Origin of the sequence: Archangium sp., from assembly GCF_036389735.1 — a bacterium.
Lineage (GTDB): Bacteria > Myxococcota > Myxococcia > Myxococcales > Myxococcaceae > Archangium.
Genome location: NZ_DASVWK010000173.1, coordinates 1 through 2,084, shown reverse-complemented (window position 1 = coordinate 2,084; position 2,084 = coordinate 1). Strand labels below are relative to the sequence as shown.

Below are 2,084 nucleotides of genomic sequence, written 5' to 3'. Positions count from 1 at the left end.
GCGGGACGAGGAGCTGGGGACCCTCTCCCGGCGGGCGCTGTCCACGGCCGTGCCTCCTACCGAGGCGGCGGCCTGGCTGGAGGGGCTCGTCTCGGGGAGCGCGCTGCTGCTGCTCCACCGCCAGGAACTCTGGGCGGCGCTGGACGGGTGGCTCGCGGGCCTCGCGCGGGAGTCCTTCGTCGAGCACCTGCCCCTGGTGCGGCGCGCGTTCGCGGACTTCAGCACCTCCGAGCGGCGCGCCATGGGCGAGCGGGTGAAGCAGCTCTCCGGCGCTCCGGCGCGGGGGGGCGCGAAGGCAGTGGCGGAGGAGCTGGAACCGGAGCGGGTGGCGCGGGTGCTGCCGGTGCTGTCCACCATCCTGGGGGTGCGAATTGGCGAAGTCGGCTGAAGAGGAGCGGCTGGAGCGCTGGCGGCTCGTCCTGGGCGAGCCCGCGCAGTCCACGCTGGGCGTGCCACTTGGGGAGGCCGAGCTGCGCATGGACCGGGCGCTGGCGGCGCTGTACGACTCCGAGCGCAAGGCCGGCCTGGGGGCCTCCTCGCCGCACGTGACGCGCTGGCTGGGAGACATCCGCGAGTACTTTCCCGCCTCGGTCGTGCGCGTCATGCAGGGCGATGCGATGACACGGCTCGGGCTCACGGAGATGCTGCTCCAGCCAGAGATGCTCGAGGCGGTGGAGCCGGACGTGTCACTGGTGGCGACGCTGCTGTCGCTGCGCAAGGTCATCCCCCAGAAGACGAAGGAGACGGCGCGCAAGGTGGTGCGCAGGGTGGTCGAGGATCTGGAGCGGCGCCTGCGAGCCCCGACGGAGCGGGCCGTGCGGGGAGCGCTGTCGAGGTCCTCGCGCACGCGCCGGCCAAGGGCCGCGGAGATCGACTGGGACCGGACGCTGCGGGCCAACCTCGGCAACTACCAGGTGGAGCGCAAGTCGGTGGTGGTGGAGAAGCTGGTGGGGCACGGGCGCAGGCGTTCGAGCCTGCGGGACGTGGTGCTATGCATCGACCAGAGCGGCTCCATGGCGCCCTCGGTCGTCTACTCGAGCATCTTCGGGGCGGTGCTGGCCTCGCTGCGCGCGGTGTCCACGCGGATGGTGCTCTTCGACACCGCGGTGGTGGACCTGAGCGAGGAGCTGTCGGACCCGGTGGATCTGCTGTTCGGCACGCAGCTGGGAGGTGGCACGGACATCGACCGGGCCCTCGCGTACTGCCAGCAGCTCGTCACCCGGCCGACGCAGACAATCCTCGTGCTCGTCACGGACCTGTACGAGGGAGGCAACGCCCAGCGGATGCTCCAGCGGGCGGCGGAGCTGGTGCGCAGCGGCGTGGTGGTCATCTGCCTGCTGTCGCTGAGCGACCAGGGGACGCCGTCCTATGACAGCCACCACGCCGCGCAGTTCGCGACCCTGGGCATCCCCACCTTCGCCTGCACGCCGGACCAGTTCCCGGAGCTGATGGCGGCGGCCCTCCAGCGACAGAACATCGGCGCCTGGGCGGCGCGCAACGACATCCAGCTCGCGCGCCCTGGGTGAACCATGAGGGGACGCTAAGATCTCCAAGCGGAGCTACGACCCGAGCACCCCGGGTTCATCAGCTTCGAGCGCATGTACTGCTTCGACCTCGATGCATTCTCGAAGGAGGACTGGCACCAGTTGAACGGCATTTTCCCCCTTCCAGATAAGTCTATCCGTTGCCTCACCAGCAGCCGCAGCGCTCCGGGCAGCGATAGATGGTTTGCACCTGGTCCGGGCGTAGAGCCGCACCATAGAGTTGGACATCATCGAGCCGCCCAGCCATGGCACCGTTGTTGGATTTGCGCCGTCCGAGTTGCAGCGTAGCTCCATTCACCTGGGGGCTTCCCGCAGTCGTGAACGTCACCTCTCCATCTTTCACTCCGTCGACGTACACCGTGATTTTCTTGCTCGTGTCGACATAAACCCCGGACACAAGACGCCATGTCCCCAGTGGATGTGCGGCATCGACGAAGTCACTGCCTCCCTGGAGGGCACACCCCCCGGAATCACACCACGAGTTGCCGCTAGAGACCGTGCCCACGCTCACTGGCTGGTTGAACGTAATCGCCAGTGCCG

General features: G+C 68.7%; 3 protein-coding genes. 2 read left to right on the top strand and 1 reads right to left on the bottom strand.

The genetic code is table 11. From position 1 onward, the window contains the following. Both VF794_RS06380 and VF794_RS06375 read left to right on the top strand, forming a co-directional pair. The coding region (locus VF794_RS06380) for a DUF5682 family protein (protein WP_331108288.1) at positions 1 to 388 on the top strand (388 nt) is incomplete at its 5' end. Then, a complete protein-coding gene (locus VF794_RS06375) occupies positions 372 to 1,526 on the top strand; it encodes a VWA domain-containing protein (protein ID WP_331108287.1) in 1,155 nt (384 codons plus the stop codon). The genes VF794_RS06380 and VF794_RS06375, both read left to right, overlap by 17 nt. A 163-nt stretch (positions 1,527 to 1,689) precedes the next feature. Here the strand turns inward: VF794_RS06375 and VF794_RS06370 are convergent. After that, on the bottom strand, positions 1,690 to 2,084 hold a 395-nt coding region (locus VF794_RS06370), incomplete at its 5' end, for a LamG-like jellyroll fold domain-containing protein (RefSeq protein WP_331108286.1).